25 protein-coding genes are annotated in these 23,996 nt (G+C 33.0%); 4 read left to right on the top strand and 21 right to left on the bottom strand.

Going from position 1 to position 23,996, the window contains the following annotated elements; genetic code table 11:
* Positions 1-13: 13 nt before the first annotated feature.
* The 17 genes from KO515_RS01110 to KO515_RS01030 form a co-directional block, all read right to left on the bottom strand.
* Entirely contained in the window at positions 14-1,474 is a 1,461-nt protein-coding gene (locus tag KO515_RS01110) for an oligosaccharide flippase family protein (RefSeq protein ID WP_215934529.1), read from the bottom strand.
* Positions 1,475-1,596: 122 nt separating this feature from the next.
* Positions 1,597-2,133, bottom strand: coding sequence for a hypothetical protein (locus KO515_RS01105; RefSeq protein WP_215934528.1), 537 nt, complete (start codon positions 2,131-2,133; stop codon positions 1,597-1,599).
* Between the two features lie 291 nt (positions 2,134-2,424).
* Positions 2,425-3,285, bottom strand: coding sequence for an ATP synthase F1 subunit gamma (gene atpG, locus KO515_RS01100; RefSeq protein ID WP_215934527.1), 861 nt, complete (start codon positions 3,283-3,285; stop codon positions 2,425-2,427).
* Between the two features lie 112 nt (positions 3,286-3,397).
* Positions 3,398-4,978, bottom strand: coding sequence for a F0F1 ATP synthase subunit alpha (atpA, locus tag KO515_RS01095; RefSeq protein WP_215934526.1), 1,581 nt, complete (start codon positions 4,976-4,978; stop codon positions 3,398-3,400).
* A 59-nt stretch (positions 4,979-5,037) separates the two neighbouring features.
* Positions 5,038-5,574 carry an ATP synthase F1 subunit delta gene (gene atpH / locus KO515_RS01090; RefSeq protein WP_215934525.1) on the bottom strand — a complete coding sequence of 179 codons (537 nt, stop codon included), beginning with the start codon at positions 5,572-5,574 and terminating at the stop codon, positions 5,038-5,040.
* 6 nt (positions 5,575-5,580) lie between these two features.
* A complete protein-coding gene (locus KO515_RS01085; RefSeq protein WP_215934524.1) occupies positions 5,581-6,081 on the bottom strand; it encodes a F0F1 ATP synthase subunit B in 501 nt (166 codons plus the stop codon).
* Positions 6,082-6,179: 98 nt separating this feature from the next.
* Positions 6,180-6,380 carry an ATP synthase F0 subunit C gene (atpE, locus tag KO515_RS01080; RefSeq protein WP_020896353.1) on the bottom strand — a complete coding sequence of 67 codons (201 nt, stop codon included), beginning with the start codon at positions 6,378-6,380 and terminating at the stop codon, positions 6,180-6,182.
* 38 nt (positions 6,381-6,418) lie between these two features.
* Positions 6,419-7,594: a F0F1 ATP synthase subunit A gene (atpB, locus tag KO515_RS01075; protein WP_215934523.1), complete on the bottom strand. Its 1,176-nt coding sequence runs from the start codon at positions 7,592-7,594 to the stop codon at positions 6,419-6,421.
* Positions 7,595-7,682: 88 nt separating this feature from the next.
* On the bottom strand, positions 7,683-8,075 hold the full coding sequence (locus KO515_RS01070) for a DUF6168 family protein (RefSeq protein WP_215934522.1): 393 nt from the start codon (positions 8,073-8,075) through the stop codon (positions 7,683-7,685).
* Positions 8,068-8,286: an AtpZ/AtpI family protein gene (locus tag KO515_RS01065; RefSeq protein WP_244954718.1), complete on the bottom strand. Its 219-nt coding sequence runs from the start codon at positions 8,284-8,286 to the stop codon at positions 8,068-8,070. Before KO515_RS01065 ends, KO515_RS01070 begins: the two co-directional genes overlap by 8 nt.
* A complete protein-coding gene (locus KO515_RS01060; protein ID WP_178986365.1) occupies positions 8,270-8,704 on the bottom strand; it encodes a bactofilin family protein in 435 nt (144 codons plus the stop codon). The genes KO515_RS01065 and KO515_RS01060 overlap by 17 nt, the downstream gene beginning before the upstream one ends.
* Before the next feature lie 17 nt (positions 8,705-8,721).
* Positions 8,722-11,238, bottom strand: a complete 2,517-nt coding sequence (locus tag KO515_RS01055; RefSeq protein ID WP_252723744.1) for a tetratricopeptide repeat protein — start codon at positions 11,236-11,238, stop codon at positions 8,722-8,724.
* 510 nt (positions 11,239-11,748) lie between these two features.
* Positions 11,749-12,471 carry an ABC transporter ATP-binding protein gene (locus tag KO515_RS01050; protein WP_215934521.1) on the bottom strand — a complete coding sequence of 241 codons (723 nt, stop codon included), beginning with the start codon at positions 12,469-12,471 and terminating at the stop codon, positions 11,749-11,751.
* A gap of 22 nt (positions 12,472-12,493) precedes the next feature.
* Positions 12,494-13,972: a DUF5687 family protein gene (locus KO515_RS01045; protein WP_215934520.1), complete on the bottom strand. Its 1,479-nt coding sequence runs from the start codon at positions 13,970-13,972 to the stop codon at positions 12,494-12,496.
* Between the two features lie 51 nt (positions 13,973-14,023).
* Positions 14,024-14,713, bottom strand: coding sequence for a hypothetical protein (locus KO515_RS01040; RefSeq protein WP_215934519.1), 690 nt, complete (start codon positions 14,711-14,713; stop codon positions 14,024-14,026).
* A gap of 55 nt (positions 14,714-14,768) precedes the next feature.
* Positions 14,769-15,416, bottom strand: a complete 648-nt coding sequence (locus tag KO515_RS01035) for a hypothetical protein (RefSeq protein ID WP_215934518.1) — start codon at positions 15,414-15,416, stop codon at positions 14,769-14,771.
* Positions 15,417-15,465: 49 nt separating this feature from the next.
* Entirely contained in the window at positions 15,466-15,798 is a 333-nt protein-coding gene (locus KO515_RS01030; protein ID WP_215934517.1) for a PadR family transcriptional regulator, read from the bottom strand.
* A 140-nt stretch (positions 15,799-15,938) separates the two neighbouring features.
* Between KO515_RS01030 and KO515_RS01025 the strand changes: the two genes are divergently transcribed.
* Positions 15,939-16,997, top strand: a complete 1,059-nt coding sequence (locus KO515_RS01025; RefSeq protein ID WP_215934516.1) for a ferredoxin--NADP reductase — start codon at positions 15,939-15,941, stop codon at positions 16,995-16,997.
* A gap of 231 nt (positions 16,998-17,228) precedes the next feature.
* Here KO515_RS01025 and KO515_RS01020 read toward each other — a convergent pair whose 3' ends face one another.
* Both KO515_RS01020 and KO515_RS01015 read right to left on the bottom strand, forming a co-directional pair.
* Positions 17,229-18,245, bottom strand: coding sequence for a glycosyltransferase family 9 protein (locus KO515_RS01020; protein ID WP_252723743.1), 1,017 nt, complete (start codon positions 18,243-18,245; stop codon positions 17,229-17,231).
* Positions 18,246-18,333: 88 nt separating this feature from the next.
* A complete protein-coding gene (locus KO515_RS01015; protein ID WP_215934515.1) occupies positions 18,334-18,942 on the bottom strand; it encodes a DUF4254 domain-containing protein in 609 nt (202 codons plus the stop codon).
* Between the two features lie 209 nt (positions 18,943-19,151).
* Between KO515_RS01015 and upp the strand changes: the two genes are divergently transcribed.
* Complete coding sequence (gene upp, locus KO515_RS01010) at positions 19,152-19,811, top strand: uracil phosphoribosyltransferase (RefSeq protein ID WP_215934514.1); 660 nt, start codon at positions 19,152-19,154, stop codon at positions 19,809-19,811.
* Here the strand turns inward: upp and KO515_RS01005 are convergent.
* Positions 19,800-20,717, bottom strand: coding sequence for a DUF6427 family protein (locus KO515_RS01005; protein ID WP_215934513.1), 918 nt, complete (start codon positions 20,715-20,717; stop codon positions 19,800-19,802). The two genes, upp and KO515_RS01005, sit on opposite strands and share 12 nt — an antisense overlap.
* 69 nt (positions 20,718-20,786) lie before the next feature.
* On the opposite strand from KO515_RS01005, the gene KO515_RS01000 reads away from it, so the two are divergent.
* Entirely contained in the window at positions 20,787-21,014 is a 228-nt protein-coding gene (locus KO515_RS01000) for a DUF6341 family protein (RefSeq protein WP_215934512.1), read from the top strand.
* A 152-nt stretch (positions 21,015-21,166) separates the two neighbouring features.
* On the opposite strand, the gene purD is transcribed toward KO515_RS01000, so the two are convergent.
* Positions 21,167-22,438 carry a phosphoribosylamine--glycine ligase gene (gene purD / locus KO515_RS00995; protein WP_215934511.1) on the bottom strand — a complete coding sequence of 424 codons (1,272 nt, stop codon included), beginning with the start codon at positions 22,436-22,438 and terminating at the stop codon, positions 21,167-21,169.
* Between the two features lie 246 nt (positions 22,439-22,684).
* Here purD and KO515_RS00990 point away from each other — a divergent pair, with 246 nt between their 5' ends.
* Positions 22,685-23,995, top strand: a complete 1,311-nt coding sequence (locus KO515_RS00990; RefSeq protein ID WP_215934675.1) for a phenylacetate--CoA ligase family protein — start codon at positions 22,685-22,687, stop codon at positions 23,993-23,995.
* Position 23,996 lies beyond the last annotated feature (1 nt).

Here is a 23,996-nt window from a genome sequence, read left to right as displayed (position 1 = left end):
TATAAATGACAAGTTAGTTTCGTTTTAATAATTGTTTTAATTCCTTTTTTTCAAGTTGAAAAACAAGGGTTAAAAATACGATTAATGCACCAATTCCAATAACATAATTTCCTCTAAAAACATAGAAGTACAACATTGAAAACATTGTTGAAAGCCCAAAATACAAGACTATCTTTTTAAGATTATAAGGAATAGGATAGTATTTTTTTCCGTAATAAAAGGACAATAACATCATTATTAAATAGGCTGAAAGTGTTGCAATCGCCGACCCTTTAAAACCAATCTTAGGAATTAACACATAATTTAATACTAAAGTTGTAATAGCACCGAATATTGAGATATAAGCTCCAAACTTAGTCCGATCTGTTATTTTATACCAAACTGAAAGGTTATGATATATACCTAAACAAAAATTAGCTAGAAGTATAAAAGGCACAATCCACATGGCTTCATAATAGGCTTCACTCCGGATAATAAAAGGTTTTAAAACATCTGCAAATACTACGACAGCTAAAAATATAACAGCACCAAAGGCTACAAAATATTCTAAAATTCTCGCATAATTCTTTTGCGGATTATCTGTTTTAGAATGGCTAAAAAAGTACGGCTCTATACCTAAACGAAAAGCTGTAGCGAATAACGTCATAAATAAGGCTAGCTTATAACAAGCAGAATACATACCAACTTGTTCGTCAGCAATATCTGCTGGTAATAATTTTTCTAATAAAATACGATCAAAAGTTTCGTTGACCGAATAGGCAATTCCAGCAACAAGCACAGGCATGGCATAACGCATCATTTTTTTCCATAGAACTGTATTGAACTTAAATGTAATTTGGGTGTAAAATGGCAGTAATAGAAGCAGTGTTAATCCGCTTGCAATGACATTAGAGATGAAGATGTAATTAATTTCAAAATCTGGTTTATAGATCGCGTTAAAAACGGAATTACCATCAGCTAAATCCTTTAAATATAATAACAGAAAGACATTGAGCCCTAAATTCACAGCTACATTTAATATTTTAATTACGGCATAACGCATTGGTTTTGCCGTAGCTCGTAACCACGCAAAAGGAATAATTACCAAAGCATCTAATAGTAAAATGATAAAAACTAAATTGAGATACTGAAGTTCTATATTGATGAGACTTGAAATTTGATGTCTACATAGAAAAGCAATTCCTAATAATGCGATTGAACTAACTATTAATGAAATTGCAGATGTGCTGGTAACGTTCTCTTGACTTTCTTCTTTATTAAAAAACCTAAAGAATGCGGTTTCCATACCATACGCCAAAACAACATTAAACAATACAAAATATGCAAATATGAATGATACACGACCATATTCTTCCACAGAAAGCACTGCTGGATCCGTATAAAGTGGCACTAAAATAAAACTCAACATTCTAGGTAGCACAGTCGCTAAGCCGTAAATAAATGTTTGTTTAAAAAGTGATTTGAATCCGCTCAATCTTGCTTAAATTATAGACTTCAAAAGTATTAAATATTAATGAACCATCGACTTGGTTGAAATAAAGAAATAAAAAAGCCTTGCTTTTTAGGCAAGGCTGAATATATAACGTATTTTAATTACTAATTATCCACTTCTTGGTCCTCAACAGACACAAGATCTGTTGCATTTTCCTTTACGTAAATTGGAGGTGGTCCATTTTCATAATATGTTCCTGCAAATTCAGTAATATTGGTAATCTTAAAATATTTTGATTGCCCATTTTCAGTATAAGCTACCACACATTCTGTATCCTTTAGCTTAAAAGGATAATCCTCCGTAGGTTCAGATTTTTTAAACGTATAATACGGTGAATTATTCTTAAGCTGTGCTGAGTAGGTCCCATTAACTTTAATAAGGTCACCTTTTAGGTTTCTAAAATAAATTTCGGTGATTTCAACATTTTGCGCAACATCAGTGATAGGTAGGAATATGTTAATTCCGGTTCCACCAACTTTGATACCTGCATACCATTCTTGAAAAGAAGGAGAATTAACTTCGAATGGAGCTTGTTTTTGAAATGTAGTTGAAATCTTATTATTCTGGGCATCACAAAGGTTAGTTGCACCACAAATAATAGTAAAAACAATGGCGTAAGCCGACTTTCTTAATAGTTTCATTATAAAGTAGGTTAAGGTTTGGGACTGCAATATATAAAAATATCTAAATTAGACACTTTAAAAAACAAATAAATCGGTTAATATGATGTAAATGGAAGGAAAAAACTTACAAAGTAAGCATTTAAAACTGATTTTCACCAGTTTATCATATGATGAACATCTAAAAGAAAGGAAGGTTGAAAAAATTTTGAAATATAAAAGCATAAAAAAACCTAACTCATTAAAGTTAGGCTTTACTATTTATGAACTACAATACACGAGCTAGATTCTACAGCAGTGTATTCAGTTTTGTTAGTTATTTAAAGCTTCTGCTCCACCAACAATCTCAAGGATTTCGTTAGTAATAGCTGCTTGTCTTGCTTTGTTATATGTTAATTTAAGCTGATCTCTTAATTCTGTCGCATTATCTGTCGCCTTATGCATTGCTGTCATACGTGCACCATGCTCGGAAGCGAAAGAATCTCTAATACCTTTATATAATTGTGTCTTTAACGACTTTGGTATTAACTCTTCAACTATTTCTACTTTAGAAGGTTCAAAAACGTAATCTAAAGTTACATTATCGTCACTTTCAATAGGTACAATTGGTAAGAATTGCTCTGTCAATATAATTTGCGTTGCAGCATTCTTAAAGTGATTGTAAACAATCTCAATCTTATCAAATTCACCAGAAACGAATTTCTCCATTAGCATTTCAGCTATTTCAGCAACATTGTCAAAGGTTAAATCGTCATAAATATCACTTTTGTTTGCAATGACTCTATTTTGTTTCGCAAATGCATCATTAGCTTTTTTACCAATAGCAATAACAGAGACGTTTTTAGTAGCGTAAACGTTATTGATTAAGTTATTTGTTTGCTTAATAATGTTCGAGTTAAACGCACCACATAAACCTCTGTTAGAAGTCACTGAAACTATAAGTACATTTTTAACTTCACGTTGCTCTGCATACTTACTTCCAGAATCTGCATCTAAAGTTGCACTTAAACTCTGAAGCAATTCCGTTAACTTATTAGAATAAGGACGCATTGCTGTAATAGCATCTTGAGCCTTCTTTAACTTAGCAGCAGATACCATTTTCATGGCACTAGTAATCTGCATCGTTGAAGACACTGATGATATTCTGTTTCTAATTTCCTTTAAATTCGCCATTCTTTATATGATAAAGACTCTTTGCCTAAGCGCTGAGTGACATTAGCTTAATAATTTAAATTTAGAGTTATGAGTAAGCTAAATTTTAACTCATAACTCTAAACTTATAACTTTATGAATTATACTTTCCTGAAAGATCTTTTGCTACACTTGTTAATGTATCAATAACCTCATCAGTTAATTTACCAGCTTTAAGTAAATCTAGAGTATCTCTATGCTTTGCATTTAAGAACTCAATGTAATCACGTTCAAATTCTTTTACTTTCTCAACAGGAACATCTTTTAATAAGTTCTTAGAACCCGCATAAATGATTGCTACCTGATCTTCTACTTTAAACGGATCGTTCTGCGCTTGTTTTAAAATTTCAACGTTACGCTTACCTTTATTAATTACGTTTAAAGTTACAGCATCTAAATCTGAACCAAACTTAGCAAACGCTTCTAATTCACGATACTGTGCTTGATCTAATTTTAATGTACCAGATACTTTTTTCATAGATTTAATCTGCGCGTTACCACCAACACGAGATACAGAAATACCTACGTTAATTGCTGGACGAACACCAGAGTTAAATAAATCACCATCTAAGAAAATCTGACCATCTGTAATTGAAATTACGTTAGTTGGGATATATGCTGAAACGTCACCTGCTTGCGTTTCAATAATTGGTAAAGCTGTTAAAGAACCACCACCTTTTACCATTGGTTTCAACACCTCTGGAAGGTCATTCATTTCTCTAGCAATCTCATCATTATTAATGATTTTTGCAGAACGCTCTAATAATCTTGAGTGTAAATAAAATACATCACCAGGATAAGCTTCACGTCCCGGTGGACGTCTTAATAATAAAGATACCTCACGGTAGGCAACAGCTTGTTTTGATAAATCATCAAATACAATTAACGCTGGTCTACCTGTATCTCTAAAATACTCACCAATAGAAGCTCCTGTCATTGGTGCCCATACTTGCATTGCTGCAGGATCTGATGCGTTCGCCGCTACGATAGTCGTATATGCTAAAGCTCCTTTTTCTTCTAAAGTTTTAGCAATTAAAGCTACTGTTGAAGCCTTTTGACCTACAGCAACATATATACAATATACAGGCTCACCTGCATCGTAAAATTCTTTTTGATTTAAAATAGCATCAATACAAACAGCCGTTTTACCTGTTTGACGGTCACCAATAACCAACTCACGTTGTCCTCTACCCACTGGAATCATAGCATCAATCGCTTTAATTCCTGTTTGTAATGGTTCTGTTACAGGCTCTCTATAAATAACCCCTGGTGCTTTACGCTCTAATGGCATCTCGTAAGTGTCCCCAACAATTGGTCCTTTACCATCAATTGGATTACCTAACGTATCAACAACACGACCAACAATACCTTCTCCTACTTTTACAGAGGCGATACGTCCTGTACGTTTTACTGTAGAACCTTCTTTAATTCCTATTGAAGTTCCTAAAAGTACAATACCTACGTTATCTTCTTCAAGGTTAAGTACGATACCTTCTGCACCACCTTCAAATTCAACTAATTCACCATATTGTGTGTTAGCTAATCCGTAAGCACGTACAATACCATCACCTACAGTTAATACTGTTCCCACTTCATCTAATGAAGCACCTGCTTCAAAACCTGAAAGTTGTTGTTTTAAGATTGCTGATATTTCAGCTGGATTTACTTCTGCCATCTTATTTAGTCTTTAGTTTTTAGTCGTTAGTTTTTAGAAAGCTACCGACGTATAACTTATTAATTTAATGTAAATTCTTTTTTTAATGTATTCAGTTTGTTTGAAATACTAGCATTATACTGAATATCCCCGACTCTTAATATGAAACCACCTAAAATGCTTTCATCAATAATATTTTTTAATTCTGCATCTTTACCTGTCAGCTCTTTAACTTTAGCTAAAACTTTGCTTTTTAACGCATCAGTTAAAGGAATTGCCGTTGTAACCGTGGCTACTTGGCTCCCTCTTTGCTCATCGTATAAATAAATATAACTTGATGCCACATCATTTAATAATGGTAATCTCTTATTTGCGATTAACGTATCTATTAAATTAGTAGTGGCAACGTTTGTATCCTTGAATACAGCTAACAATACAGCCTTCTTATCTGAAGATGTTACTACAGGACTTTGAAGCATTTGACTTAAATCTTCACTCTGGGCGATTGTATCTGTGATTAATTTCATATCACCACTTACCGCTTCCTCAGATTTTTGATCTGTTGCTAAACTTAAAACTGCTTTAGCATATCTTATGGCTGCTCTTGATCCTAACATAACTAATTAGTTTAAAGTTGCTTCACCTAACATATCCTCAATCAATTTTACTTGCTTGTCTTTGTTAGATAATTCGTTACGTACTACTTTTTCTGCAATTTCTAAAGATAAACCTGCAACATGACTCTTTAATTCTGCCATAGCTGCTTTCTTTTCACTTTCAATTGCTTCCTGTGCTTGAGAAATCATTTTGTTCGCTTGTGACTGTGCTTGTGCTTCAGCATCTGCAATCATCTTACTTTTAAGCTCACGTGCTTCTTTAAGCATAGTTTCTCTTTCTAATCTTGCTTCTTGCAATAACTTTTGGTTATCAGCCTGAAGATTAGCCATTTCACGCTTTGCTTTTTCTGCTGCATCTAAAGCACCTTGAATACCTTCTTCTCTTTCATTTAAAGACGTCAAAATTGGTTTCCAAGCAAACTTCACCATTAATGCTATTAGCGCCAACATCAATATTGTTGAGACTACAAATAATCCTGGTGAAAAATCGTTTAATAATGTTTCCATCCTATTAACTAATTAGGTGTTAATTCTTTTTTTAATTTAAAAACACGTCCTGCAACCAACCGTTACAGGATAGTGTTTTTGTAATTTTGATTCGGTTCTTATTTTCCTAAGAATAAAGCACCAAATGCTAAACCTTCTAAAAGTGCTGCAACAATAATCATTGCTGTTTGGATTTTTCCTGCCGCTTCTGGTTGACGAGCAATACCTTCCATTGCTTTACCACCGATTTGACCAAGTCCAATACCTGCTCCGATTACGATTAATCCTGCTCCAATTAAATTGTAAGTTACTGGTTCCATAAAAATTGATATATATAATTAAATTAAAAAAATTCTTGTTAAATAAAATCTCCTCTCACATCTTCTACATCTGAAGAAATTTCGTGAGCATGCTCTTCATGCTCATGATCGTGTTCTGCTACAGCCATACCAATAAATAAAGCGGAAAGCATAGTAAAAATATACGCTTGTAAAAACGCTACTAATAATTCAATTAGTAACAAGAAAAATGATAATACAAACGATAAACTTGTTGCACCAACAACACCTAAAGATTCTTTAAGTGTAAACATAATAGCAATTAAACTCATTAATACAATGTGACCCGCAGAAATATTTGCAAACAAACGTACTAATAATGAAAAAGGCTTAATGATAAACGCACCTACCAATTCGATTACCGCTAATATTGGCTTTACAAAAATTGGTACTCCTGGCATCCATAAGATGTGCATCCAATAATCTTTGTTACCACTTACGGTATAAATAATAAGTGTAAAGATTGCTAAACATGCTGTAACAGCTAATTGACCGGTAACATTAAAACCTAACGGCGTTAAACCTGCTAAGTTTAATATCCATATAAAGAAAAATACGGTTAATAGGTAGCCTGTAAATTTACGGTAGTGCTTTTCTCCAATATTTGGACGCGCAATTTCATCACGCACATATAACACTAAAGGTTCTAAAATACGTCCGAAACCTGTAGGAATTTGTTTTTTCTTGTATTGTTTAGCTAATCTAGAAAACCAGAATAACATTAATAAACCTATTAATAAGATACCAACAACACTTTTAGTGATTGAAAAATCTAACACCTTAGATGCATTGGTAGCATGGTGATCTGCATCAAAACTAACCGCAGTAGCACCTTTCTCTAATTCGTAAATTTTTGAATGGATCTTTGTGAATTTTAGGCCGTCTTTCTCAACAATGACGTGCCCATTGTCATCATGATGAAACTCAGAAGACATAAAAGTCACCAATCCTTCTGAAGACCAAAGTATTACCGGTAGAGCAACACCAAAATGTTGACGTTCACCAGAATCATCGGTGTAGGAAAATAAATTAAAATCGTGTGAGTCTTTTAAGTGATGTACAATATAGGCTTCTACTTCCTGTTTTCCAGAAACTTGACCACCATCTTCACCAGCATTAAATGCAAAAATAGATGTTGGTAAAAACATCAAAATTGCTATTGCTAAACATTTTAAACTGCGTTGAACTATCTTCATTGTAATAAACTCTAAAAAATACTCTTCTCAAATTCCGTGCAAAAGTACGTAATTTATTAAAATAACAATATGTTTTTATAGCTATTATTTATTTGTCGATTTTTGATAGAATTTTAACGATAAAATAAACTTCTAGTCCTAAGAATAAGAGTAATGGAATTAAAAGGCTCAATCGTTCTGGCATACTTAACACGTTAATATTGAAAACAGAATCTTTAAACGCCAAATAAAACAGAACACCTTTGATAAAAAGTGTGGGTAAATAAATAAAACCCAACTGTGTTTCTAAATTTTTAACAAGTGAGAAGAATTGAAAATGGACACATATTAATAATGAGGCTACAGCAAAAAAAACATTGGTGTCCCACAAATTAAATCTAATAGTAGTTTCAGACTGACGAATAAGGTAGGCTTGCGAAAAATGAATAATTAAAAATAATATCCCAAAGGATACCAAATAGCTTAGTAATGATTTAATCATCTTCTTTAGACATTTTAATAACTTGAGAAATTACCAAATACATGGATAGAAAGACAGAAAGCAGTGTTATTGTAGTTTCTAAGTAATCCTTATCATATTTTGCGTCTAACCATTGTCCTAAATAATTTCCAAGAAAAATAGTGCCCCCCATTTGAAACGCAACAGATGTAAACCTAATAAACTTGTTAGGCCCTTTATTTGCTTTGGACACTTTGTGCTTGTGTAGATTGCTGTTTAACTGGCTCGGATAATGACTTTACAGTGCCTTTCATACTGCAGGTCGCATTAAATGTTGCACCTGGTTCTACAGCTAATTTTGTGATGTGGACTTCGCCTTCAATATGCGCTGTAGATTTTAATGATAATGTGCCAGACAATATGAGTTTACCAGAAAATTTACCTTCAAAATCTGCATTTTCACCTTGCAACGTTCCTTTTATATAACCTGATTTTCCTACCACCACTTTACCAGAAGTCTTTACGTTACCTTCAACAGTTCCGTCAATTCTAAATGGGCCTTGGCTTGCAATGTCACCTACAATTTTAGTGCCTTGCGCTATAATATTTTGCTGTGTAGTTGATTCCATAGTTGATTGGTCTTTTTGTTTTTTTCTGTCTGGAGAAAACATGATAATATAGTTTTAAATTACTGTAACTCTAAATACGAATTTAAGTTTTTATGTCGTTGAATAATTGCATAGTTAGGTGATGAAATAGCAAAATAAGGTTTGGTGATTTTCGGTTTTAACAATCGTCCTCGTTTATCCTTTTCACCCGAATTAAGCAATTCTCCAAATCCATTTGCTCCATTTATACTTTTAAGACCATGCACTACCACAAAAGTTGTGTTTTTATCGTATAGATCTTTTGATACCGTAAGATCAAAGTATTCTATTTTCGCCACCTCTTCGTTTAAAGTCGTTATAAAAGCTTCAATATCTTCACCTGAATTGTTCTCAAATTTAAATATAACATTAAATTTATCGGCAGTATCATCTGAAACAAATTCCTTTTTTGCTAAAACAGGAATAGCATCTTTTAAAATTTGTTGCGCTTTCTTCCCTTCTTCAGTGTTAGCATACGTTAATGCAATATAGTTAATCCCTTCCTTATAGGCTTCAAATCCATAAAGTCGGCCTTTTGCAGAGGCCTTTAAAATTTCGAACTTCGGGACAAAATCATCTCCTTCAAATCGCTTAATCTGTGCTTCTGCCCCTGTAATTACTCCAGCATACTCTTCATTTTCAAATTGTTCGTAGAGTTTGGTATAAATGGCCTCAGGACTGTTTTCGTCCTTAGATAATTCAGATTGTGGATTTAATAGAATTTCAGCATAGCGCGACTCAGGATAACCTTGGATAATCGCAGCTTTCATTACTTCTGCTTTTTGGCTTAGCCCTAATTCTAGATAAATACGGTACAAATTATATTTTGAAGGCAAGATTAATCGGTCCTCAGGATTGTTTACTAAAAGATTTTCTAGTTTAGATTTTGCAAGTTGATACTCTTTAAATTTTTCTTTATAAATAATCCCTAATTGATAATACGCATAGTTTCGTTCTGTAGCGATGCTATCAATTTCACTTTGACTTGTTGGTAGTGATGCTAAATAGGTTTTTGGATCAAAACGTTTATCTTTAATCGTTTTATCTACTAACGTATCATCTTTTGTGTTATTTGCAACAGATGCTCGTTGGTCATTAAACTTCCAATTATCTTGAAGTTTACGTTCTCCCCAAAGTTTTATAAATTCACTTTTACCATATGCTACAGTGGTGGTATTATAAAAATAAAAACTACTCGTACTATTACCTATGCCGCTAGAAGGAGTTACTCTAGAAGTTCCTGGTGGAGTTCTTAAACTTCTTGAAGCTGTTTTATTATTTTGGTCTAATCCTGTCGTTGGAGTGGCCTGATTTTTTTGTCTTTCTAACTCCTCCTCTTTCTGTTTTTGCGCTTCTAAAGCTTTTGCCTCAAGGTCTTCTGCATGTTTTGTATAAAGTGCTAATTGTTCCGATTTTGGCAAACTTACCATTCTTAAAATACTGTCATTGGTTTGCGCAATACCTTCATAATATATAACGTCATCAAGATTCTCGCGCTTCTTTTTAATGATTCGGTATGGCTTTGTGTTAACGACCATTGCGGTCATTGTACTATCATAATACGCTCCTGCAGTTTTATAAACATTTCTATCAAAGTACATGTTCCCCAAAGTTTCATAATTAAGCGCTCTTAAATACTTATCTGAAGTTGTTTTCCTAAGTGATTTATTATAATATACTTCAGAAATGCTATCTGATGTATTATTGCGATGATACTCTGCAATCCGGTAATAAATTTTATCTAGGAATGGTCTGTTTTCTCTATTCTCTTCGAGTTCTGTAAGGTATTCTTCGAACTCAATTTGATTACCATCTAAAACATCAAAATTATTTGACTTCTCAATATGTGCGTTAATATAAAATGATCTTGGAACTTGGCGGTGCATGTCTATAATAGCATCAAATTCTAAATTAGCACTATCTTTTTTTCCAAATTCATTATACAATTGTCCTTTTATAAAATGGTAACGCGCTTTTTCTCTTTTAACTTTAGTGTTTTCTGCCGCAATAGTAAGCTGAGCTATTGCACTGTCTTTAGATTTTATGTTAAGATAAGCTTGAGCCAAAGCTGCTGAAGCATCTGCTAAATCTTGCCCTTCAATTTCCTCTTCTCTTAATAAGCGTTTGAGTTTCTCTATAGCACCTGCATCATTATCTAAACGCATACTTGTTTTTTCGCGCCAGATTTTAACCTGATTAATTTTATCGCTAGTTGGGTATTTATTCAAAATATTATTGAAGGCAGCCATTGCTGGTACAAAACGCTGATCGAAATAACGCGCTTGACCTAAAAGTAAATACGCCTCATCTATCTGCGTGTTTTTTTCTTTTCCATCGAAACTCATGCCATGCACCTGAATTGCTTTTATCGCTTTTTCTTCGGCACGTTCAAAATCGGCATTTTTTGTTTGTCCTGGCAAAAAGATATCTTCGGATACATTCATTCGCTCCACAGGCAAAAGTTCCCAGAAGTTTTCTGTAAACTCATTATTTACTCCATCTTTTCCGCGCTCTAACGCAATATTTCCATTATAAAGCACATTGTATTTTGTGCCCATAGCATGGAATTTTCGGTTTATAAATTTATCCTTTTTACGCGAACAACTTTGAGCAAGCATCACCACGCAACATAGAGACAATATGATTTTGTAATAGGTTTTCAAACGTTGGTTCTATTTAGATTGACATCCAATTTAACATGGAAATATCGTATTATAGATAACTTAAAAACACCCTGTTTAGTGTGTTATGTGGTAAAAATAAGGATCTTTTTGAATTTGAGGCTGAATTTTAGAAGATATTAGACCGCTTCGCTGTTAGAATCAAGAATAAAGACTTGATTGTAGTTTGTTTGGGATTATTAGATGAATTAAAAAATTAATATTCACGCGAAGTCGCGGAAACGCATAGGCTTAGTATTGCATAAAAAAAATTGACATGAAAATAATTTTCATGCCAATTAGAATTATTTGTAAAATAAATAGCGCTTTACAGCCATACATTCGGATTGAACGTTATAGGAACAAGCCTCTTAGTGTTCTTACGCTGATTTAAATCTGTTATATTTTTTATTCCTCTTCTTGAGAAGTTATGGCTGTACTTCCAAAATGCGCTTCTAATTCTTTTAATGTCGCAGGATTGGTTTCTAAATCTTTAATCACATTTCCTTTTTCTAACACAACAATACGCTCGCAAACGTCTGTGACATGCATTAAATCGTGACTAGAGACTAAAACGGTAACTCCTTGTTTTTCGGCCAAATCTTTTATAATTTGTTTTAACCTAATTTGTGTTGTAGGATCTAAGTTAGCGAAGGGTTCATCTAATATTATCACTTCAGGATTTCCGATAAGTGCCGCTACAATACCAGCTTTCTTTTGATTTCCTTTACTTAAATCTCTCAGGTATTTTTTCTTACCTATGATTTCACCATTGAAAAAATCTTCAAATTTTGATGTTAAATTATCGACATCGGCTTTATTTTGTCCGCGAAGCTCTCCAATAAAATAGAAATACTCTTCTGGCGTTAAATAGCCTATGAGGAAGCTTTCGTCAATAAACGACGATGTAAAAGGTTTCCAGTCTTCACTTTCATCTACGACAACGTTATTACTAGTAATGTTTCCTGTGGTCGGTTTTATTAAATCGAGTAATAAACTGAAGTACGTTGTTTTTCCTGCTCCATTATTCCCAACCAAACCAAAACTTTGGCCTTTGGGTATGGTTAATTCTTCGATATTTAAAACTGTGGTTCCGTTATATGTTTTTGAAAGGTCTTTTGTATATATCATGATGTGTAATCTTAAAGGTTAATTAATTATCTTGACTAAAAGCGTCAATCATTTTGTATTTTGAATTGAGATATTTTTGAGTAATGCCTTTCATTAATTTTTTATGAAATACAATGCCTAAAACTCCGATAACAATTAATAAAGCTATTGCTGCAGCAAAACCAGCAAGCCAATTCACCAATCCAAATAATCCCATAGGCACTAACATAAGCGGAATACCAATTAACCATTGCACAGCACCAGTACCTTGATAGTTAAAGGCTGCTTTTTTATCTAACTCTATCTTTTTACGGTTAAAAGAACCTCCCCATAGTATGACGTGCGTATTAACGCCAATATTATAAATGGCTGCAGCAAAATGTGCTATTAAAATTTTATATCCGAAATACACATACGGAATGCCTAATACAAAAAGCAGCACCACACTAATCACCATTAAAATAAATTTAGAACGTAAATACTGTTCGTATTTAATATTCTGACTCATTAGCAGTTTGTAATAACCACTATCCCAAGCCGGAATGAATTGTCCGAAATTGATTAGAAAAAATCCTGTTGAAAATATCCCAATAAAAGCGGACATAAAGGTCATTTCTTTATACATAGGTTGTGGATAGAAAAACAATCCATACAACACCCCTATTAATAACAAAAAGGTCATTGATTTTGTACGCTTGTTTCTCCAGATTAATTTTAAATCGAGCTTCATAAATGGTGCAATGTCACCAAAACGTTCAGTCCATGATAAATCGGAAGCATTCACCTCAGCAACTTTCGATTTTAATGAGCTATCTAAATACAGTTTCTTTATTAACGTCTTATAGTTAAAGACATAACAACCGATTAAAACTGCAATAGGAATTAGAATAAAAATGGGATGATTCGCAATGGCTAGAAATCCGCTACCTATGAGCGACGTCATTGGTAGAACTTCAAAATAATTTAATCCAAACAAAACACTGACCACTACCATTATTGGTAGAAATGACAATTCTGATTCCGCTGAAAAGGCTTCAATTATAAAATTTAGGAAATTAATAATGAGCACTGTAATAATCATGGCCAGCATCCAAGTGAGGACCATAGCAGTATCGTAATCTTGATTAATAAGTACAACACTAAAAGGAATAACTGCAAATAAGGGAAGAAAATTAAAAAAAGAAAGCGCTGATTTCCCTAAAACATAATTCACCACGGTTGATCGCTTAATTGGAAGCGTTAAAAGTGGTTTTACACTCATTACTGGTAGCTTTTGCAAAAAGAAGCGCATTAATAAGTCGCCAATAATCCAATAAAACAGATAGCTATTCGCAATAACAAATGGATCTTGATCTGGAAAAGTTTCTTTCAATAAAAAGAACAAGCCAATACCTAATCCAAGAAAAACAGCAATAAAATAAAGCGCAAAAAACACCATAAAGATGTTAATCGCTATATTTTTCTGCCAATAAGACGAACGGAAATATTGTTTCCATTCGAGATTGAGAAAATGTTTTATCATAATGTAATGATGGGTTGGTTTATGTAATAGGTATTAAAAAACAGAAATTTGTTACAAACTAAATTCTGGGTAGGTGTCGTTGAGTAATTTTTCGGCTTTGTTTGGAATCACTTCTAAACTGATATAATTTATTAATGTTAAGACGGTAAAAGCTAAAGAAAAGAGAAATAAAAATAAGGTGTTAATTTCAAACTTATCGGGAATTGTAAACACATTATAGAGTTGCGACATAAAGATTAAAGATGCACCACCTGCTTGCTTAAAAATAAGCTCTTCTAACATCCATTTTTTATTAGAGATTTCTTTTCGTTTTCTAAATTGCCTGTTTAATTGTGTGCTTTTATAAATACACCACCCTGAAATTATAATGTAAAAAATGAGGGAAAAGATGGCGGTAAATTTTGAAGAAAACGTTATATAAAAAAACAAATACAACGCTATCGTTGCAACGATTTGTGGCATCTCAAACCATTTTTTAATTTCATTCCACAAATAACCTCTGTAACGCTTATTCATGGCCTTTTGTTTCTGCTCAATGGCATCCATAAAGCCAAAAATGCCAAACTTTTTAAAGGCTTTGTTTTTGGCTTCTTCAAATGAAAATTTAGGTTCAGACTTCCACATCATTTCTATATCATTCGCTAAATGGTCTACAAGTTCGGTTTGTAAGTCATAGTGCTCTACAAAATGTTGTCTTGTAAAGGCGTAGAGGTCTTGTATTTGAGATGCGGTTAGTTTCATTTTAATTCACTTTAGACCTGGCAGGTTTTTAAAACCTGCCAGGTCCACTTCTATTTTAAGCAATATTTTTAAATCGTTTTTCGTAACTCAAGAACAGTTTCACACTTATAATTACCAATACCAACATTAAGGTAAGCGCTAAACTCGCACCGCCAATTGTCCAAAATAAATCACTTGTGTCTTTTAATTCTCTTGTTCTAATTAAAAAAATATTAGGTAATTGGTAGAAGGCTAAAAATGGAAATGCTAAGCGTTCAACCACTGAGAACCTTTTATTGTCTTTGACACCTTGATAAACTACATAGGTTAATATAAATCCTGTTAAACCAATTAAAGGGACAATTGATAAACACCATCTAAACGTTTCTAAAGTAAAGTTTTGATATAGAACATAAAATCCTATACAAGACACTAAAAATAATAAAGGGGTTATCGGATTTTTAAGCTCCTTTAAAAAAGTCTTCCATATCTTCTTATCGGCAGACTTTAAAAATTGTTTATTACCCTTTAAAAGTTGGGCTTTATTCTCAACCATATAACCTTTAAAGACATTATAAAAACCTCTCGTGTCCCCAGCTGCCATTCGTTCTTCGATGTCTGAAGCCACATGGTCTACCATTTCCATTCTAATATCGGCAAAAACGACATCAGAATTATCTAGATACGTATCAATAAATTGTATGTCTTCCTTGGTTAGTTTCATTTTAAATTTTAATACCTACAAGGTTTTTGAAACCTTGCAGGATACGTATTTATGCTAATTTAGGGTTCACTAGAGCTTGCATCGTTTTGATATACTCGGCTAATTCTTCAAGCTTGTTGACGGTTTCTTTGGTTCCGGTTTCGGTGAGTTTATAATATTTACGCAGCCGGTTATCCACTTTTGCGACCTCAACATCTAGCAAACCTTCCGCTTCTAACTTATGTAAAGCCGGATATAAAGCACCTTCTGTGATTTTAAGTTCACCTTTTGTTAATGCCTTTACGTGCTGGGTAATTTCGTAACCATACATTTTATCGTGCTCATTTAACAGCTTTAAAATAATAGTTGTTAAACTCCCTTTATATAATTTTGAATTGCTCATTGTATTACAAATATATACATAATTTTCTTATGTATAAGAAACTTAGGTATGATGCTTTATTAAAATTTTAAATCTGCTAGTTTTTAAAAATCTCCTAGGTCTGTAGAAGATTAGTTATCTTTGCGAAAAATTATTTTTTAATGTCACAATTTCATTCACTCACTATAAAATCAATTGATAAAGTAACGGACAGTTCAGTAGCCATTACCTTTGATATCCCTGAAAACCTTAAGGAAAAGTTCAGCTTTAAAGCCGGACAATATATTACCTTAAAAACTACTATTAATGGCGAAGACATTCGTAGAGATTATTCTATCTGTGCGTCTCAAAATAGCGGAAACGTTACTGTTGCCATAAAAGCTGTTGAAGGTGGAATATTTTCTGTTTACGCCAACACTACCTTAAAAGCAGGTGACGTATTGGAAGTTGCAGAACCTAATGGTCGTTTTGTATTTGAAGCTAATGCTGCCAAAACTAGAACGATTGCTGCCTTTGTTGCCGGAAGTGGAATTACTCCAGTGCTTAGTATTGCTAAAACTCTTTTAGAGGAAGAACCGTTTAGTAATTTCATCTTAGTTTATGGTAACAAAACGTTAGCTGATGCGATGTTCATTGAAGAATTATTGCAATTAAAAAAACAATATGATAACCGTTTTCATGCGCATTTTATTTACAGTCAATCACAAGAAACTGATGCTTTATTTGGTCGTATCGAAAAAAGCACGGTTAACCTTTTCGTAAAGAATAAATACAAAGGAGTTACGATTGAAAACTTCTACCTCTGTGGTCCAGAACAAATGATTCATACCGTTAAAGATGTTTTAATCGAAAATGGTGTAAAGGAAAAAGCGATTAAGTTTGAATTATTTACAGCTCCTGTTGAAGCGGGTTCTGATACTGCTACTGATTTACCTTCAGGTGAAACAAAAATTAAAGTGGTGGTTGATGAAGAAGAATTTGAATTCAATATGTCTCAAAAACAAACCATACTTGATGCGGCACTAAAACAAGATATTGATGCGCCTTATTCTTGTCAAGGTGGTATTTGTAGTAGTTGTATTGCGAAGGTTACGGAAGGTACAGCAGAAATGGGTCAGAATAATATTTTAACGGATAGTGAAGTTGCTGAAGGTTTAATTTTGACTTGCCAAGCACACCCTACGTCGGCTACTATTGCTGTGGACTATGATGATGTTTAATTTAGATTTTTGGATCATTGGATTCTTATTTATCTAAACATCATTTTACGTAAATTTTAAAAACCTTAGACCTTTCAAGTTTTAAAAACCTGAAAGGTCTTTTTATGATCAAAAGTTCTCGATATGAAATTCTAAAAAAATGAATGTCACTCAATCTGACGAAAAGTGATTAAAAGAAATAATGTCACTTCGAGTAATTATTGAGGCACGGAAAAATTGTATTGAGAAGTTTTATATAACTTCATCAATTTTCGAAAGGATTTCAACTTCAGAAACACTACTTGCTGCATTCTCGTAACCATCAGGAAATTTATTACCGTAAATAGATGTTGGTATTAAAGGAAATTTTTCTCTGTCTGCGGTAAGCGCAAAATCTATAGGCTGATTGAAAGGTGCAAAACCAGCAAAAGGATGCGTTACTCCCCAAATGGTGATTACTTTTTTACCCAACATGGCAGCCATGTGTGCATTACCAGAATCCATAGCCAGCATGAGATCTAAATTTGAAATAAGAAGTAGTTCTTCTTCTAAATTTAACTTTCCTGCTACGGATGTTACGTTTTTGAACTTTGTTTCAAGTCGATTTAAAATCTCGACTTCCTTTGCTCCTCCTCCGAATAAAATGATATTATAATGTTTAGAAAGCGCTTCAATAACACGTTCCATTTGAGCTAAAGGATACATTTTACTTTCATGTGCGGCAAAAGGTGCAATTCCAATAGTTTTGAAGTCTTTATTTGAAATAAAAACATTAAATTTTTCTGATAACGGTTTAGGACTAGGAAATGTAGGTTGAGAGATATCCAACGAATACCCTAAAGCGTCAAAAACATCAGCATAGCGTTGGTGTGTGGTTTTTAATTGCTGAAATAATTGACCAGTCGTAAGCGCCTTTTTTTCGGCTCGACCTTTATCTAATTGCACCATTTTTTTACCCGAGAAAAAAAACTTTAAAATTTTACTACGTAGAACATTATGCAGGTCAGCTACAGCATCAAAATTTAATGCTTTAAGTTCTTTAGATAATTTATAAAGCCCTAAAACACCTTTATGCTTGTCTTTAAAATCAGGTTCATAAACGCTTACATTTTCTAAATCTTGAAAAAAGGGTTTAAAAAAGGATCTTGTAACGACTGTTATTTTAAGTTCGGGATATTGCGCTGTTAGTGCTCGCAACACAGGAACTGTCATTGCTACGTCTCCCATAGCAGAAAACCTAAGGACGAGTATGTGTTTTGGTTTTGGCATTTAAATAATCTAGACTTAGACCTGCAAGGTTTTTAAAACCTACTAAGTCTTATCAGCTTTGTAAACACAACAGGTTATTTAAAAAAAGTTATTTCTGTCTTCTCAAAACAGGATTTAATTCATCATCGTTGTACATTTTCATTTGTTTATAAACTTTCATGTACTTGTCTCCATTTGAAATATCATTCAACAAATCATCAATTGCTGTACTTAAATCTACACGTTGATCTAATAAAACATTAAGTTTTGTTTGACAAGCTGCTTTATGTGCATCACTAGCATCATCTCTAACCGTTTCGAGATGCATATGGTAAATTTTTAGTGCTAAAATTGATAATCGATCGATGGCCCAAGCAGGACTTTCAGAGTTGATTTTAGCATCCGGTTTTACAGTGACATCTTTATATTTATCTAAAAAATAACTATCAATATATTCAACTGTATCTGTTCTGTCTTGATTAGAAGCGTCAATCATTCGTTTCAATTTTAAAGCGGCAACTGGATCTATGTTTGGATCTCTAATAATATCTTCGTAAGCCCACTGAACAGTATCTATCCACGATTTTCTATATAATAAATGCGCGATAAGATCTTCGTTTTTATCATACTTATTTGTAAAAGGCTGATCTACGGTATTTAAAACTTTATAGGTTTTAATCACCTCTTGAAATATGGCGTTTGCTTTTTCTGAAAACATAATGAAATTGATTTACTATTTACAAAAGTACGTGAAATATTTAAGTTCAAATTCTTTAGAGCAACTTAAATATTCTAGGCACTACAACAGTGATTCTTTTTGGGATTTTCATCTTTATAACTTAACATTTCAAAATAAATCTTATACTTGGTTCCACTAAAAATAGAATAGGAATTATTAACTTTAACCGCTGAACCAAATTCCATATTATGCAAATTCACAACCTTTCTGAGACGCCCTCAATTTTAAATACATATATGTCTGAATTGAGAGATAAAATAATTCAAAAAGACAGTATGCGCTTTAGAAGAAACATAGAACGTATCGGTGAAATAATGGGTTATGAATTAAGTAAATCACTCCAGTTTGAAGCTCATAGTGTTGAAACACCACTTGGAACTTCTGAAACCGTTTTACATCACAATGATATTGTGTTATGCTCCATTTTAAGAGCAGGTGTTCCTCTTCATAATGGATTATTAAATTATTTTGATGCTGCAGAAAATGCTTTTATTTCGGCTTACAGACATCATAAACATGATCCTGAAAGTTTTGAAATTATAGTCGAATATTTAGCATGTCCTAGTTTGGAAGGTAAAACATTAATATTAGCAGACCCTATGTTAGCCACAGGACAATCTATGGTAGCGACATTTGAAGCTTTAAAACCCTTTGGCACTCCCAAAGAGATTCATTTAGTAAGTATAATAGGTGCTCAAGAAGGTGTTGACTATGTGTCTAATGCTTTTGGTGCAGATGTTAAACTTTGGATAGCCGCAGTAGATGATAACCTAAACGAAAAAGGATATATCATTCCAGGATTAGGTGATGCCGGTGATTTAGCTTTTGGTAATAAGCTACAGCAATAAACCCACAATGGGTGCAATGACTAAAAGCGCTACAAAAACTTCCTTAAACCAACGTTCTGAAATCACTTCGATATAGTTTGCCATTATTATTGAAAACGGAGCAAATAAAAACAGAAATTCACTTCCGTTTTTGGTAGGAGCTATAATAGCCACTAAAATAGCAATTATAGAAGCCCAAGCGATTAAAAAATATGAGGGTTTTAATTTCTTATTTTTATCTGGAATACTTTTAAAAAAGTAAACAAGCGTCCACACATACGACGTAAACAGCACTGTGAGTTTTAGAATATGTGCTTTACTGTCATAAGCTGTAAAATCTAAACTTGCATACCGTTTAAAATTAGCGGGCTTTAGGTAAACATCATCCATAATAATATTATATACTAAAAGTAATAGTATTACTGTTGCTGCCCCGATAAAAGGAACAATAACATTCTTAAAATCATTTTGAGAATGATATATTAATGCTACAATCACTAAAGCAAAAAACAAAATCGCCCAGAAATAGAATAAGGTAGCCAAAGCAATCCAGAAGGCTGCATCAAACAACTTTTTTTTAATATGAAGGTTAGAATGTAAGCTTATTAATCGTCTTAAAGCAAAAATTAGAAACAGGTTAGCCAATAAAATATCGGTACGTGTCATTGCTTCTGGAAACAAACCAAACAATAAACCAAAGGTCATTATAGCATAACTATTTCGTTGTGTCAAGTTGTTTTTAGAGACAATAAAGTCAATTAAAAAAACCAGAAATAGTGTAATACCCCATTTAAAAAGTGTTGCTAAAGACGTGTTTAATTCCGAAAAAAGTACGTTATAGTTCGTGATTACAAAAAGGAGGGAAACATATACCGCAATAATTATGAAGTTTATGGGCTTAGATTTATTAAAAATACTTGTAATCATTAACTCTTTTTGTATTTTTGCTGCTCAATCCCAATTCGAAAATTAGAATTGGTGTAAATTTATAAAGTTATGAGTGATTTCTTTAACGGAATAGCGGATTTATTTGTAAACGTGTTATTTGCACCATTTGATGCACTTAAAGCATTAGAGTTAGAAAGCTGGTTTGCTGCTAATATTATGTCGTGGATATTTATGTTTATTGGCATCGTTGCATTTGTGTATTGGATGCTACAGCTTCAAAAATTTAATGATAATAATGAAGAAGATAAGAGTATATCTTCACATTCTTTTCTTTAAACGTCTCTAACTTTTTATTTCATCTGCGAAATTTAAATTTTGCACACTAGTTTATCATTTGTAAGCAACGTGGTTTTCTACGTTAAGACAACTGAATTTTATTAGTGTACAAAAAACAAACGTCTAGATTGTGAATAAAAGTTTAGACAAGTTTATAAATCAAAACCAATATCCTTACGATAATACATCTTATCAAAATGTAGATTTTCTATACTTTGATAAGATTTTTTTATGGCTTCAGTGTACGTATTGCCATAAGATGTAATGGCTATTACACGCCCACCAGACGTTATAATTTTCCCATCGTTTTCAACAGCACCTGCATGAAAAGCGATCGAGTCAGTGATATTTTCTAATCCTGTTATTTCTTTGCCTTTCTCGTAAGCTTCAGGATAACCACCAGATACCAACATTACCGTTGTTGCAGCGCGTTCATCAATTTCAATACTTACTTCTGACAAGGTTTGGTTCGCCATCGCTTCAAAAACAGCAACTAAATCCGTTTTTAATCTTGGTAAAACGACTTCAGTTTCAGGATCACCCATTCTAACATTGTACTCAATTACTTTGGGATCATCACCCACTTTAATAAGGCCAATAAAAATGAAACCTATGTATGGTAAATTATCTTTTTTTAAACCCTCAACTGTAGGTATGACAACTTGATTTTCAATTTTATCTAAAAATTCTTTTGTTGCAAATGGCACCGGTGACACCGCTCCCATTCCACCTGTATTTAAACCTGTATCTCCTTCTCCAATACGTTTATAATCTTTAGCTGTTGGTAGAATTTTATAATCTTTTCCATCAGTTAATACAAAACAACTCAGTTCAATACCGTCTAAAAATTCTTCTATAACCACTTTGGTACTTGCGTCACCAAATTTAGCATCTACCAACATACTTTTAAGTTCATCTTTAGCTTCTTGTAGATCATTTAGGATTAACACTCCTTTTCCTGCTGCTAAACCATCAGCTTTTAAAACGTATGGTGATTTTAACGTTTCTAAAAATTTGTTACCGTCTTCTACATTGGCTTTAGTAAAGCTCTCATAAGCTGCTGTAGGAATGTTATGACGCATCATAAACTCTTTAGCAAACTCTTTACTGCCTTCCAGCTCTGCTGCAGCTTGCTGTGGCCCAATAACGCCAACATCCTTTATGGCTTCATCTTGTAAAAAGAAATCGTGAATACCTTGTACTAATGGATCTTCTGGCCCAACGACTACCAAATCTATTTTATGTTCTAAAACCGCAGATTTAATGGCTTTAAAATCGGTAACACCAATATTTAAGTTCGTTGCAATTGCTTTTGTTCCTGAGTTTCCTGGAGCTACAAAAAGTCCCTTACATCGGTCACTTTGTGCTAATTTCCATGCAAATGTGTGTTCTCTTCCTCCTGAGCCAAGTACTAAAATATTCATGTCTAAAATTTTTAAAAACTCATCTCAAATTTTCCTTTTTCCTGCAAATCATACATTTTGCATTCTAATTTTACCATTTTTAGCTTCCGTAACTTTTGGCTATGCAATCAAAAAATGATTTCATTAGAACACAAAAGCCATAATTTTCGGATTAAAATTAAAAGTCGAAATGAGTTCTCTGCAAAAATAATTGGTTTTAAGTTTAAAAAACAATTAATTTACGGAAACCTTAAAGGCAAAAACACTTTGCGATTATTCGATTTTACCTTAAAAGTAAATGGCTTTGATATTGACAAGGCTAAAATGGCGTTGGCTGAAATTCAAGCGAAAAATGATTTGGAGTTTGAAACTTATATTGAAGATCAGAAAAAAGCCATTATTACGTATCATTTAGAGCATAACTCCTTTTATAAAACCTTAGGAAAATCAATTGATCTCAACGATTGGAATTCAGTACCAATTATTACAAAACAACATTTACAGCAACCATTAGAACAACGCTTAAGTGATGGATTTACACCTAAAAATGTCTATATAAATAAAACATCTGGAAGCTCTGGCGATCCTTTTATTTTTGCAAAAGACAAATGGTGCCATGCGTTGACTTGGGCAGAAATTATGAACCGGTTTGGTTGGTATGGTATAGACTTTAACACATCCAAACAAGCCCGATTTTATGGGATTCCTTTAGACAAAAAAGGCTATTATAAGGAACGATTGAAGGACTATTTTAGCAATCGATTTCGGTTTTCGGTGTTTGACTTGAGTGATGCTGCTTTTGAAAATGCCTTGACAAAATTTAAAAACTCTGAATTTGACTTCATCAACGGTTACACCAGTTCAATAGTTCAATTTGCTAAATTTTTAAAACAAAAAGATTTGATTTTAACTCAAATCTGCCCAAATTTAAAAGTTTGTATTGTGACTTCAGAAATGTTATTTGATGATGATAAATCCCTTATGGAAACTTATTTTGGTGTACCTGTAGTGAACGAATATGGAGCGTCAGAACTAGATTTAATTGCTTTTCAAAATCTAAAGGATGAATGGCAAGTTAATAGTGAAACCTTGTATGTTGAAATTCTAGATAAAAATAATACGGTTTTACCCTATGGTGAAGAAGGTAGAATTGTTGTGACCTCTTTTTACAATAAAGCACATCCCTTTATAAGATACGATATTGGCGACATAGGTATATTGTCTGAACACAGCACCTATAAGAAGCCTGTTCTTAAAAAGCTGATAGGCCGAACTAATGATATCGTCATTTTACCAAGTGGTAAGAAAGCCGCTGGACTCACCTTTTATTACATTACAAAAAGCGTGATTGAAAATGATGGTAATGTTACAGAATTTATTGTTGAACAATCTCTTTTAGATACGTTTATAATTAGTTATGTTAGTAAAACAGCACTTTCTGAGGTTAAAAAATCAATTATAAAGACTGAAGTCATCCGTTATTTAGAACCTCATATTACAATTAACTTTCGACGTGTTGAAAAGCTTAGACGTTCAAAATCTGGGAAGTTAAAACAATTTACATCTCATTTAAACTAAA

Origin of the sequence: Winogradskyella psychrotolerans, from assembly GCF_018860545.1 — a bacterium.
In the GTDB taxonomy this organism is placed as follows: domain Bacteria; phylum Bacteroidota; class Bacteroidia; order Flavobacteriales; family Flavobacteriaceae; genus Winogradskyella; species Winogradskyella psychrotolerans_A.
The sequence above is the reverse complement of the archived record's forward strand: the minus strand, read 5'-3'. Positions and strand labels throughout refer to the sequence as shown.